The organism is Vicinamibacteria bacterium, assembly GCA_035620555.1.
In the GTDB taxonomy this organism is placed as follows: Bacteria; Acidobacteriota; Vicinamibacteria; order Marinacidobacterales; family SMYC01; genus DASPGQ01.
On sequence record DASPGQ010000691.1, the window covers coordinates 1 to 11819 of the forward strand.

Consider the following 11819-nt stretch of genomic DNA (forward strand, 5'->3'; position numbering starts at 1 on the left):
CGGGTCGGCTGGCGGGGGCGTTTCGCAACAACGGCCAAGACGACACGGCGAACGAAATCGTCAACACGATGTCGACAGCAGGTTACGACGTCCGTGAGAGCGACCCGTTTGAGGATCGCCCCGCTCTCGCGCTTGTGCCTCGTGAGCCATCGCCTTATGTGGGTCGCGTCAGGCTTTTGTGGCAGAAAATGCGCGAGCCCATCATCGAGCGATTCCCGAAAGCACCGGGGCTTCCGAAGAACACCGAAGCGTACATGAAGCGCGTCGACGAAGCCTATGCGTCTGACGCGTACCATTCGCTCTCGATCGAGGGATATCGCGTCTCGGTGGATCTCATAGAGCGTGTGCGCCGCGGCGCATGGAATCCCGAGTTGAACGAACGAGATCGCGACCAGCGCGACGCGATGGCCGCGCGCGGATATTTTTTAGCTTTTGAGACTGTCGAACAAAGCATCGTCAAAGTTCTGGGAGGGCAAAATCCAGGAGAGGTCGCGCGAAAAGACCACCGCGCGTGGTACCGCGAACTGTTCGCGCCGAGCGTGACTGCGGGTCTGCTCAGGCCGGCTGACTTGGCTGGCTATCGGCATGACCAGGTGCACATCAGGAAATCCATGCACGTTCCTCCGAACCGGGATGTGGTGCCTGATGCAATGACCGCTTTCTTCGAGCTTCTCCGTAGTGAAACCAATCCCGCAGTTCGGGTGGTCCTAGGGCATTTTGTATTCGTCTACGTTCACCCCTACATGGACGGCAACGGGCGTATGGGACGATTCCTGATGAACGTGATGATGGCGGCGGGCGGATATCCCTGGATAGTGGTGCCGGTCGCGAAGCGCGACGCCTATATGGCAGCCCTTGAAAGCTCGAGTGTCGGCGAAGACATCCGGCCGTTCACTGAATTCCTGTCGGATCTGGTGGAAAACCGGCTCGCCGGAGAACCACTGCCAGAAGTGCCGAAAAGATCATCGTGATCCCGAGCCGGAATCTTCGCGATGCGTAACGTCGTTGTCGCGCACTTCGATCACTCTTCAGAAGCAATCTCAGCGACCAGTTCGTCGGACGGCGCTTCGCTAAATCAAGTGATCGCGGAACGCCCGCGAAACCGCTTCCACTTTGCTATGAACCCCGAGCTTGTCGAGAACGCTCTGGACGTGGCTCCTTACGGTGAAGACGCTTACCGATAGAAGCTCGGCGATCTCCTCGTTGTTGTGGCCCTGGGCCAGCAATCGGAGCACGTCGGTTTGTCGTCGGGTGAGCTCAGGGACGTCACCGCCGTCTCCGTTCGACCGGTCCAGCACGTGTCGTCCGTAGGCCGAGTTTGCCAGGATTCTCTCGATGGCCTCGTCTGCCTTTCTCCGCCGATAGATCGGTCGCATGAGATAAACGAGGTGGTAGCCGCCCCGCTTCGGACCGAGTACCACGACGACGGAGACCAGGAGTCGCAGGGCTTCCCCGTTTTGCTTCCTGGCGTTGACCTCGAAACCGTTGACCGGCTCGCCTCGGGTGACCATCTGATGGAATGGGAATTGCGCGAAGTCGAGACGATTCCCGAAAACGTCACGGGCCTCGAGCACAGCGTTGAGAGGCTCGCGCTCCAGATCGTTTCCCGTCGAGCACTCGAGAAGCTCCCTCGCGGCTCGATTCCAGCCCACGATCCGGCTCTTTTCGTCCGTCGCGATCGCGGGGCCGGCCGCCCTCTTGACGATTTCCAACGCATTCATCTCAGTCCTCTCGAGACCCGCAGAGGATCCCCCCGTCCGTCTGAGAAAAGAGAATGGATTCTACCTAATGAAAGTGGACCTTTCAACTCGGAACCCTATTGGATTCATGACATCTGGCGTGGGAGACCGAGGTTTCGTAACGGTCCGTGGAGCCCTGACCCGGTCAGCGCCCGTCGCCCGCGTATTGCCGCAACCGTTCGAGCTGCTCGAGACGGCCCAGGACGATGACGACGTCCCCCGCGTCGAGCTTCGTTTCTGGTCCGGGGTTGTAGCGTGCTTCGCCCGTCAGCCCACCTTTTCGAACCGCGAGCACGATGAGACCGGTTTGCTGCGGGATCCTGGCGTCCAGTAGCGTCGTCCCCGCCAGGCTCGAGCCGTTGGTAATCTCGGCTTCCTCGAGATGAAGCGTGACGTCGTCGGGACCGGTCAAGGCCGCATCGAGAAAGCTGACCACGGAGGGCCTCAGCAGCATCGAGGCCATACGGGCCCCGCCGGTGATGTTCGGGGAGATCACGTGATCCGCTCCCGCCCGGCGAAGCTTGTCGAAGGACTCCTCGTCGTAGGCTCGAGCCACGATCGTGAGATCCGTCCGAATGCCGCGGGCCGTGAGGCACAAAAAGAGGTTGGAGGCGTCGTCGGTGAGACAGGCGGCGAGTCCTGACGCCCTCTCGATCCCCGCATCGAGGAGCGTCTGCGCCTGGGTGGCGTCGGCTTCGAGGATGAGCACGTCGGGGTGGCGCTGGAGAACGCGCGCCACGCGCTCCGCTGCCTTCTCTACCACGACGAAGGGACGGCTCGAGTGTCGCATCTCCGCCATCACGACGCTTCCCATCCTGCCGCCGCCGCAAATGATGAAGTGGTTCTTCAGCCTCGAGACTCGATTCATGATGCGCCGACTCCTCAACCAGCCACCGAGGTCGAGCTCCACGATGAGGGCCGTCGTGAGGCCCCACCAGAGACCCAACCCGGTGACGCCGAGAATTACGAGAACCATAGCCAGAATCCGACCTTGCGGGGAAAGGGGATGGACCTCCATGAAGCCGACCGAGCTCACGGTGGTGACGGCCATGTACAACGCGTCGAACCAGCTCCAGTCTTCCAAAACGACGAAACCGGCGGTACCGAGGATGGCGATTACTACGAAGTAAAATGCCGCGAACGAGAAGCGCCGGACGAAAGGGCGGAGCTGCTCCGTGAGAGACGAAGGCGACGTGGGGTCCATCCGAGCTGGAGAGTTTAATCCGGCACCGGCGCAAGCAAAAATGGTAATCTGTCACACCGCGGCAGAAATGCGCACCCCGCTCTTGGTTGACAGGTTCGCAAAAAGAGTCCAGAAGTCCCCCGGCGTTCTTTCGATACTGGACGACGGGGTTCATCCCCCCCACGGCATTGAGCACAGGCTGATGAAAAAGTACAGCCCAGCCTGCCGAGCGGTGGCCAAAACGTCTGCCGCGAGATCGGCGCGCAGCGCCGCAAAGGCCGAGCCGTGGCGGCCGGGTGATCGCGGGTCCCGCCACGGCATTGAGCACTAGAAGTATGGATTGGCCGTGATCGATATCGAGCTGAGCCGGCGCCAAGCGGCGACCGTCGCCGCAGCACTGACGTTGCTCTCGGCATGCGTCATTCTCGCGGTCGTTCTCGCGTCGTTTTTTCTACTCGCTCGCTTCGTCGCGGTCTTTTCCAGGGTGTTCATGCCCCTGTTCGTCGCGATGATCATGGCTCTGGTGCTGAGGCCGGTATACGAGCTCTTCAACCAGAGGCTTCGCTTGTCGGTGGCGCCTTCCGTCGCGCTGGTCTTCCTGACGTTTCTGCTTCCCTTTGCGCTTTCCCTGTGGTTCTTTGGCGCTCTCGCCGTCTCACAAGCGTCAGAGCTTGCCGGGAGGGCTCCCGAGCTCGCGGATCGTATCCGCGAGAGCGTCGAAACCAACTGGCCGCAAGTCAAAGCATTCTGGGACGAGCATGGACTGGCCGGTAACCTCCAGGAGTTCCTGCAAGGGCAAGCGGGCGCCATCTGGTCGGCGGTGCAAAGCGGCCTTCGCTCGGCGGCCTCCGCCGGTGCGAGCGCTTTCAGAACCGTTGCCGCGGCGTTGAGCTGGTTCGTCCTCCCCGTCTACCTTGCGTTCTTCCTCGTGGTTCCGCCCCTGCCCAAAGACCTCGAAGCTTACCTGCCCTTCCTCAAGCAACAGACGCGAGAGGACGTGGTTTATCTCGTTTCCCAGTTCATGGACATCATCGTCTCTTTCTTCCGCGGCCAGCTCATCGTCGCGATGGGGCAGGGCATCCTCTTCGCCATGGGGTTCATGGTCGCCGGTCTTCAGTTCGGATTCATCCTCGGCCTCATTCTCGGGTTGCTGAACCTGATCCCCTACTTGGGAAGCATGATCGGACTCGCGATCGCGCTTCCCACGGCGTTCTTTCAAACCGACGGCGGTGCCTTCACGCTTCTTTTGGTCATCGTCGTTTTCGTCATCGTACAGCTCGTCGAGAGTTACTACCTAACCCCCAAGGTCATGGGTGGCAGGACCGGTCTTCATCCCTTGACCATCATGCTCGCTTTGTTCTTCTGGGGAACGGCATTCGACGGAATTGCGGGCATGATCCTTGCGATTCCACTGACGGCCTTCATTGTCGTCTTCTGGCGGCTCGTGAAAACGCGCTATATGGCCGAACTGGTCTGATCTTTTTCGGATTCCATGTCACGTTCCCGATGGATTCTGCTCCTGCTTGCCGCCGTGGGGGCGGTGTTGCTTCATCGCTACTATGCGCTCATGCCCGATCCGATGGCCTCCAGTTTCGACGGTTCGGGTCGGCCGAGCGGATTTCAGTCCCGAGATGGGTTCTTCACTCTCTCGGGCGTAATGTTATTGCTCGTGGTGGTCCTCTTTGGCGGGATCGGGAACTTCTTCAAGATCCTGCCGGCGACGTGGTTCAATCTCCCCAACCGGCGGTATTGGCTATCACCCGAGCGACGGGAGGCCACGATGGACTTCATGGCACGACAGATGGAGTGGTTCGGCGTCGCGACGATCACGGTGCTCATCGTCACGGTGAAGCTGGCTTTTGACGCTAATTTGACGCCCGATCGCGGGTTCGACGCCTCGGCGATGTGGTGGTTACTCGGACTGTATTTCGCTTACACCGGCGGGTGGCTATTTCATTTCGTCCGACGTTTTCGAAAAAAGTCTTAGCTCTCTCTGTCCATTCGTCCGCGCCGAAATCGGGCTTCATTCGTCTCCGATTCGCTCTCCCGCCCAGGTGTCGAGCATCGAGGGCTGTGGCTCTTGCTCGGTCTCACCGATAAACCGCGGTTCCGCTCGAAGAACGCGGTTTCGTCCGTCGCCTTTGGCCTTGTACAAGGCTCTATCGGCCTCCCGCATGAGGTTCGCGCTGTCGAGTGCGTCGTCGGGAAATGCGGCGACGCCACCGCTTACGCTCAAGTGGCCGAGAGGCTGTCGGCTCCGATGACGAAAAGGATATTCCTCGATCTTCTGACGGATCTTGTCGGCGACCGTCCGAGCGTCGGCAGGCGCGGTACCGGGGAAGATCACCAGGAATTCTTCTCCTCCCACCCGGCCGAAGAGGTCGGTCTCACGTATGTTGTCTTGAACGAGGCCGGCGAGCAGCTTGAGGAGAGCATCGCCGGCGACGTGGCCGTTGACGTCGTTATAGTTCTTGAAGTGGTCCACGTCGAACAAGAAGATCGACACCGTGTCCAGATTCTTCTGGGCCTCGGCGATGGCCTCGGCGAGGGCGACCGTCATGTACTGCTTGCAATAGAGCCCGGTCAGGCCGTCCAGCTCGGCAGTCTGTCTCATCTCCGTGTAGCTCATCACGTTCTGGAACGTGATGGCTCCCAGACGTGCGATCAGGCGCATCGCCGATCGACAGGCTTCAGGATGGAGAACTGGCTGGCTCATGATGATGAGCCCCATCGTCACCTCGTTGACGACGATGGGGGCCACGAGGTCGGGTCGAAACCCCTGCCGGATCCCTCCCGCACCCTTCGCCCTTGCTTCGACCGCCGCGTTGTCGAGGTCCTGTCTCGTCATTACCCTCTGGGCTTCCGCGACCAGGCCCAGCTCGTCGTCGCCGACGTAAACCTCGGCGCCGCGGCTCAAACCCGGCTCCGGTCTGGCGATCTCCGCGACGACGAAGCGGCTGTCGCGGTCCGGCTCGGTACGGGCTCGCTTGCGTCGAACGAGCACGATGGCCTGCCAGGGCTCGAAGCTTCGGACGACGATCTTCATCAGAAGCGCGGGAATCTGGCGGGGGTTCAGTCGGTTGTGGAGTTGGTCGGTGAGCGGTGCCAGCTCGCTGAGAAACCGACCGAAAACTTGGCGATGACGCTCTATCTCACGGACCTCTCGCTTGACGTTGGTTGTTTCCGCCTCCGCCTCCGCCAGCGCGGCGACGACTTCGCGGTGGAGGCGGCGGTGGCGAGAAACGTTGAGCAGCGCTACGACCAGCGCGAGCAGGAGCGAGAGATATCCCGCGACGAGCAGGACGAGCGTCATGTTCACGAGGTTCGTCCCTTCGTCCACCTTGCGGCGGAGGGCAACGGTGGCGCCGTTCCCGCGAGCCGCGGCTGGATCGGTCGGAGACCTTCGCATCTCAACTGGTTCAACATTCGACTCCCCGGATGACGGATCATGAGTACGTTCAAACTACTCCCGCATAAAGCTCGGCCTGATGTTTCACATCGAATCCGGCGGCGGGCCGGCCGATGAGATACCCCTGGCCATAGTCCAATCCCATATCGCGAAGAACTTTCATCTCCTCTCGGGTCTCGATGCCTTCGGCGATGATTCGCGCGCCTATTTTTCGGGCCATGACTTGAAACGCCCTGACGATCTCCTGCTTGACGGCACTGCCGTCGATCCCGCGAATCAGGTGCATATCGAGCTTCAAGTAGTCGGGTCGAATTTGAAGCATCTTTTCCAGGCCCGAGTAGCCCGCCCCGACGTCATCGATGGCGCACTGGCAGCCCATGTCGGAGAAGTAGCGCATCTCGTCGACGTAGCCGGCATAGTCGTCGATCGCAATCTGCTCGGTAACTTCAAGGACGATCTGTTCTGGCCTCAAGTTGGTTCCTTCGAAGAGCTCGAGGAGATACTTCCCTCGAAAATGAGGGTCACGTACCGAGAAGGGCAGCGTGTTGATGAAGAGCTGGTGGCCGGCGGCGAGTCGACCGCTGCTTCGGATCGCTCGCTTTCGGCACACGTGATCGAGCTCGAAGAGGAGATTCGCGGTGGTCGCTTGTTCGAATAGAGCGAGCGGACTCTCCATCTGCGTACCCTTGGGCCCCCGGCTGAGGGCCTCGAACCCGTAGATGGCACCGTTTCCGAGCTCGACGATGGGTTGAAACACGATGGAGATCTCACCGCTCAGAATCACGTGCTGGAGACGCTGCTTGCTCTCTGCCTCACGAAGCTCGTAGTCGAGTCGTGCCATCTTCCGTGCCTCGTCCACCATGCGTCGCAGCGAGAGCTTCGCGTGAACGAGCGGGTTGTGAATACCGAACGAGAAACCCACTCTTAGCGGAAACGGGCAGGGCGACCACTTCGCGCGGGCCAGCCGTTGCATCAGTGCCGTTTGAATGCGCGCCGCGATCTCCCGCAGATGCTCGGGAGTCGGCTGGCCGCTTTCCTGACGCGGTATCAGGAAGATCAGTACCGCTTCTCCCTCGGCCTCGGTGACCGCAAGCAAATCGCCGGCGCGGAGACGATTTCCGCGCAGCTGACGGATCTCGGAGATGACGAGATCCATCAGGCGGGAGTATAGAAGCGCATCGCGCTCCTGACGCAGGTGCATGCCGTCCGCGACATCGAGAAGGATGCAGGCCAAGTAACCGTTGCGAACCAGGGATAGGCTCAGCTCGTCGGCCAGCTCCTCGTACGCGGGAAGAGGACTGGCTACGAGCTTCCCATCTGACTCGTGGGACGTTTTCTCTAGCTGTGGGTCGAGTCCCGCAACGCCGTTCGAAATGTTGCTGTTCATCTTAGCGTTTGACCTTCTCGATAATTCCCCGGCGTCCAGCGCGGACCCTGTTGTTCGAGTGCCGCGCAGAGGCGATTTTGCTCATCCAGAGGCAAAATGCGTACCAGAGCGCCTACCGCAGCTCGAAGGCGGAAAACCATTGATTTCAAAGGGCATTTGTCTGTCGGTTCGTATCGTCGAGAGACTCCGGCGAGGTAGTTTCCCCACGTCGATCGCGAGAGAGCCACACACAATTGGCACTTTCCCGAGGATGCTTTTGCTGCCAGGTCCTGGACGCCGCACGGTTGCTGTCGTCGCCTGTTAGTATCATCGAGCCAATCCGTTCGAGGAGGACACTCATGAGAAACGTGGCTCTCTTCCTTGCCGTCGTTCTCAGCGCATCCGGTGCTCTGGGGAAGGCGAAAGCGAAGCGTATCAACAAGGCGGTCGAGCTTCTCGAGCAGACCCAACCCATCTACTACACCTCCACCCGGGGAGGATACGAGGAGGGAAGGGAGCTCGGTCGGACCTGGGCCGACTACGTCAATTATGAGCTCGAGCACGGCGCCTTCGACATGACGAAGCTCCGCGAGTTCATGCGAGGTCTCGTCGACGGCGGGCCGACGGAGAGTGGACATCGAACTCCGGCGGTCATCGTGTCTTTGCCGGTTCTGGGTCTCGACGAGGCTTCGATGCGCGCCAACTCTTGGGTCGTTCAACAGGTGCTGGCCGCTGGGGTACACGGAGTTCTCCTGTGCCATGCTCGCTCTCCGGAAGCCGCGAAGGTGTTCGTCCAGGCCGCACGCTACCCCTTTCACCTCCAAGCCGTGGGGGCGGGACTCGAAGAAGGCTTGCGCGGGAGCGGAAGTCAGGACTACGCCGCGGAGATTTGGGGGATCTCGAACGAGGAATACCTGCGCGTCGCCGATCCCTGGCCGCTGAACCCGGAAGGCGAGCTCCTCCTTGGCCTCAAGATCGAGGACCGTCATGCGCTCGAGAATGCCGAGGCCTCGACGAGGATTCCCGGCATCGCCTTTGCCGAATGGGGTCCGGGGGACATGGGTTTTTCGTACGGCATCACGAGCCGCCAGCCGGGTCCGTGGCCGGAACGGATGCAGGAGGCCCGCTCCCGGGTGTTGAAGGCCACCCAGGCGGCGGGAATCTACTTTTTGAACGCGGTGAATCCCGACAACGTGGAAGCCATGATCGACGAGGGCGTCATGATCGGTTCCGGCAACCGTGAGGCTGCCGAGAAAGGCCGGCGGTACTCGAAGAGGCCGAGGCCCTGGTAACGATCAGATCGCGCAGCACTCGCAGAGGTCTTTCCGGCAGTGGCGCTTGCACTGACGCGATTCGTTGCCCTTGCATTCGGTCACTTCGTAGCACGTGCAGGCAACGCTTCCCGGCGGTTTCTTCTCCAGCGTCTCGGGAACGCAGTGGCCTTCCTCGTCATGTTGAGCGGCGGCCCCGCGGGTCATCGCCTCGCCGAGCGTCTCGTGCGGATCGACGAGGTAGCGTTGCCCGTCCTCCGCGATCATGAGCACGGAGCTTTCTCGTGCTGACTCGATGCTGTCGGCCGCGAGCGCCGCAACGACGAGACCAAGCGCCGCAACGAGCTTGCCAGTCATAGCACACCCCCTTCGATGCGGTATCAGGGCGTGTGGGGAAGGCTAGAGGAAGCTATGTATCTTTACATTGTACATGGATTTTGCTCGACGAGCACGTGTTCATTCGATATGTGATCCATGTGACCTACCGTCTGGTCGCTTTCGCCGGACTAGTTACCGGAATGCCCAAAGAAATTTCTGCGGAAACGTCTTCTTAATTAGAAACGTTCCAATTGAGGATTACTCCGAAGCGGCGTACGCCTTCTTCCGCCTCCTGGACCATCACGAACTTCTTCCCGTCGGGTGACACGCCGTAGCTCGGATTGTGGGGGTTTCCCAAGTCGTAGCGACCTCGAAAGAGAAGGCGCGGTTTGGAGGAACGAAGCTCTCCCGCCGTCTCGATGGCGACGACCATCATCGCTTCCCGATGCCGATAGAAGAGCTCGTTACCCAGGGGCGACCAGACGGGTTGCACGCCGCCCTCCGTGGAAATGGCCGTCTTGGTGCCAAGGCCGGGGTAAGCTCGCACGTACACCTCATCGCGGCCGGACTCATCGGATACGTAGGCGAGCCAGCGGCCATCCGGAGAAAACGCGGGAGAGCGTTCGTTGAAAGCGGTCGCCAGAATCGGCTGCGGAGGCTCCCCGCTACCGGGGATGAATACGAGAATGTCGCGATTCCCGCCGGCGGGCAAGTCGTGAAACGCGAGTGTCCGACCATCCGGAGACCACGAGCCCGGGATCGGCCAGTTGTCTCGGAGCAGGATGGGCTCAGGAGGTTGGCTTCCGTCGGCGGGAGCGGTACAGATCGCGCTGACGCCTTCATGCAGCCTGAAAAACGTCACCATCTTGCCGTCGTGCGTCCAGGCCGGCACGGTATTCATTCCAGTCGCCGATTCGACCGTCAGTCGGGCACGGCTGCCTCGCTCGACATCGAAGACCCAGATATCCTTGAGGTGAGTTTCCACGGCGACGCGTGTCCCATCGGGAGAAAGCCGGGGGGAACCATATCGATCTCTCGTGGTCGTCAGGAGCGTCGACCGTCCTTCGCGGTCGACCCATACGAGGGCACGCTCGCTCTCTTCAGGGACAAAGAAGATCGCTCCGCTGAACGACACATCGAACGTCGCCGAGAACACGTCGAGAACGCCGTTCACGATGGGGATCGGCGCGCCGCGAAGCTCGAGCCGCTCGGAGTCGAATCCGACCGCCCAGACCGCCGCGTCTCGAACGAAGAGAAGATGATCATCGGCCGATAACCGAGGACGTCTTCCACTCGTAAGGACTCGGACTTCTCCAGTCGCCATGGAGCCCACGGCGACCTGCTCTTGTCCCGACGAGCCCTGTGTGAAGAGAATGTTTTTTCCGTCATCCAGGAGAAGCGGGTCCGCAACGCTCGTTTCCTCGGCGACGTCCATCTTCACCGATGTCGACGGACCCCCGCTGGCGGACACCATTCTGAGCTCGTTCCGGTTTTCGACATAGACGATTCGTCCGTCCGCGGCCCAGCTTCCACCGCCGCCCACGCGCCCGCTCGCGAGGGTGACGACCGGCCCTCCGTCCAGGGAGACCTTCTTGAGACTCCCACTCGAAAAGAACGCCAACGATTTTCCGTCGGGAGACAGGAACGGCGCGGACCCGTTCTCGGTACCGGGCAGGGCCACGACTTCGGAGATGTCCAGGGACCGACGAAAGAGCTGAGAAACGCCTTCGCGGACGCCTTCGTAGACGAGAAGTCGTCCGTCGGAGGAGACGGCAAGGGAAGGAGCACGTGCGAAGTCTTCCTCGGCGCCAAGCGGGATCGAGAGCTCGATGCGCGGCTCGCGTGGAGCCGTGGGTGACGGCGTCGGTCGGAAAAACAAGCTCGCGACCCATCCCGCCAGGAACGCCGCGCTCACGATCGTCGCGCTCAGCCACGTAGGGCGCTTTCGGGAGCCGGCCACTGGCTGAGCGGGGTCGCGCATGCTCGAACGGAGCCACGACAGCACATGGGCGATGTCCGCTGCCGACGCCCAGCGGCGCTCGGTATCGACGCTGAGGCAACGACGGATCACCTCGTTCAACAAGGGAGGCTCGATTGCCCGAGTTGGGGCAGGCCGATCGTCCAAGCCTCTCATGATCGCCGCGATCAGACTCGCCTGACTCGTCCCGTCGAAGGCCCTGCTTCCCACGACCATTTCGTAGAGAACGGCTCCGAACGCCCACACGTCCATCCGCGGGTCGGCGCTCTTGCCCTCGAGCTGCTCGGGAGACATGTACGGGAGCGTCCCGAGGATGGCTCGTTCCCCGGTGAGATCCTTTTGCCGAGTGGGGACATCGGACGAGTCGGATCGCGGTTCGCTGGCCACGAGCCGGGCAAGCCCGAAATCCAGTAGCTTCACCCCCGATCTCGTCAACATCACGTTGCCGGGTTTCAGGTCGCGATGCACGATCCCAGCGCGATGCGCTTTGTCCAGCGCATCTGCGATTTGGATTCCATACTCGAGGGCCTCGTCGAGCCGCAATGGGCCTTTCTT

The 11819-nt window shown here is 61.2% G+C and carries 10 protein-coding genes; 4 read left to right on the plus strand and 6 right to left on the minus strand.

From position 1 onward, the window contains the following. Positions 1-971, plus strand: a 971-nt coding sequence (locus VEK15_27870) for a Fic family protein (GenBank protein HXV64547.1), incomplete at its 5' end; no start/stop codon positions are given. Positions 972-1070: 99 nt separating this feature from the next. On the opposite strand, the gene VEK15_27875 is transcribed toward VEK15_27870, so the two are convergent. Then, positions 1071-1721 (minus strand): LuxR C-terminal-related transcriptional regulator, encoded by a 651-nt coding sequence (locus VEK15_27875; protein ID HXV64548.1) that lies wholly within the window; start codon positions 1719-1721, stop codon positions 1071-1073. 163 nt (positions 1722-1884) lie between these two features. Continuing rightward, on the minus strand, positions 1885-2943 hold the full coding sequence (locus VEK15_27880; GenBank protein ID HXV64549.1) for a potassium channel protein: 1059 nt from the start codon (positions 2941-2943) through the stop codon (positions 1885-1887). Between the two features lie 325 nt (positions 2944-3268). Here VEK15_27880 and VEK15_27885 point away from each other — a divergent pair, with 325 nt between their 5' ends. Beyond that, positions 3269-4399 carry an AI-2E family transporter gene (locus VEK15_27885; GenBank protein ID HXV64550.1) on the plus strand — a complete coding sequence of 377 codons (1131 nt, stop codon included), beginning with the start codon at positions 3269-3271 and terminating at the stop codon, positions 4397-4399. Positions 4400-4414: 15 nt separating this feature from the next. Beyond that, complete coding sequence (locus tag VEK15_27890; protein ID HXV64551.1) at positions 4415-4909, plus strand: hypothetical protein; 495 nt, start codon at positions 4415-4417, stop codon at positions 4907-4909. Between the two features lie 36 nt (positions 4910-4945). Here VEK15_27890 and VEK15_27895 read toward each other — a convergent pair whose 3' ends face one another. Together VEK15_27895 and VEK15_27900 are read right to left on the minus strand one after the other, a co-directional pair. Next, positions 4946-6331, minus strand: coding sequence for a GGDEF domain-containing protein (locus tag VEK15_27895; GenBank protein HXV64552.1), 1386 nt, complete (start codon positions 6329-6331; stop codon positions 4946-4948). Between the two features lie 49 nt (positions 6332-6380). Beyond that, entirely contained in the window at positions 6381-7718 is a 1338-nt protein-coding gene (locus VEK15_27900) for an EAL domain-containing protein (GenBank protein HXV64553.1), read from the minus strand. A gap of 338 nt (positions 7719-8056) precedes the next feature. Between VEK15_27900 and VEK15_27905 the strand changes: the two genes are divergently transcribed. Beyond that, positions 8057-8989 carry an aldolase/citrate lyase family protein gene (locus VEK15_27905; protein ID HXV64554.1) on the plus strand — a complete coding sequence of 311 codons (933 nt, stop codon included), beginning with the start codon at positions 8057-8059 and terminating at the stop codon, positions 8987-8989. A gap of 3 nt (positions 8990-8992) precedes the next feature. On the opposite strand, the gene VEK15_27910 is transcribed toward VEK15_27905, so the two are convergent. Both VEK15_27910 and VEK15_27915 read right to left on the minus strand, forming a co-directional pair. Further along, positions 8993-9325, minus strand: coding sequence for a hypothetical protein (locus VEK15_27910; GenBank protein ID HXV64555.1), 333 nt, complete (start codon positions 9323-9325; stop codon positions 8993-8995). A gap of 193 nt (positions 9326-9518) precedes the next feature. Then, positions 9519-11819: protein kinase (locus tag VEK15_27915; GenBank protein ID HXV64556.1), on the minus strand; the 2301-nt coding region annotated here is incomplete at its 5' end.

What these genes read in the sequence shown, in the direction of transcription:
- VEK15_27875 (HXV64548.1), bottom strand. Translation starts at nt 1,721, where the DNA reads ATGAATGCGTTGGAAATCGTCAAGAGGGCGGCCGGCCCCGCGATCGCG.
- VEK15_27910 (HXV64555.1), bottom strand. Translation starts at nt 9,325, where the DNA reads ATGACTGGCAAGCTCGTTGCGGCGCTTGGTCTCGTCGTTGCGGCGCTC.
- VEK15_27905 (HXV64554.1), top strand. Translation starts at nt 8,057, where the DNA reads ATGAGAAACGTGGCTCTCTTCCTTGCCGTCGTTCTCAGCGCATCCGGT.
- VEK15_27895 (HXV64552.1), bottom strand. Translation starts at nt 6,331, where the DNA reads ATGCGAAGGTCTCCGACCGATCCAGCCGCGGCTCGCGGGAACGGCGCC.
- VEK15_27890 (HXV64551.1), top strand. Translation starts at nt 4,415, where the DNA reads ATGTCACGTTCCCGATGGATTCTGCTCCTGCTTGCCGCCGTGGGGGCG.
- VEK15_27880 (HXV64549.1), bottom strand. Translation starts at nt 2,943, where the DNA reads ATGGACCCCACGTCGCCTTCGTCTCTCACGGAGCAGCTCCGCCCTTTC.
- VEK15_27900 (HXV64553.1), bottom strand. Translation starts at nt 7,718, where the DNA reads ATGAACAGCAACATTTCGAACGGCGTTGCGGGACTCGACCCACAGCTA.